The 271-nt window shown below is 33.2% G+C and carries 1 protein-coding gene; it reads left to right on the forward strand.

The window, feature by feature from the left end; genetic code table 11:
* The coding region (locus tag UNSWCS_RS12075) for a hypothetical protein (protein WP_035144016.1) at positions 1 to 271 on the forward strand (271 nt) is incomplete at both ends.

Raw genomic sequence — 271 nt, forward strand, 5'->3', positions numbered from 1 at the left:
AAACTTAAACACATCTGATGCGACTATCACAGCAAATTTAAGCTCAGATAAAAATATAGAGGTAAAAGCAAACCAAACCACCATCCTAAACGCTACTAATACCCGTGAAAGCTACAGCATATCTAAAAGCAAGAGTATAAGCATAGCTAGATTGCAAGATATATTAAAAGATATTAAACCAAAAAGTCTAAGCGAGCTTAAAAAAGATACTAGCATAAAGCTAAGAGTAGCAGACGCTAAATATAAAGAAGCTACTAATAACACCTCTTCT

This window comes from Campylobacter concisus UNSWCS (genome assembly GCF_000466685.1).
GTDB classification, from domain to species: Bacteria; Campylobacterota; Campylobacteria; order Campylobacterales; family Campylobacteraceae; genus Campylobacter_A; species Campylobacter_A concisus_A.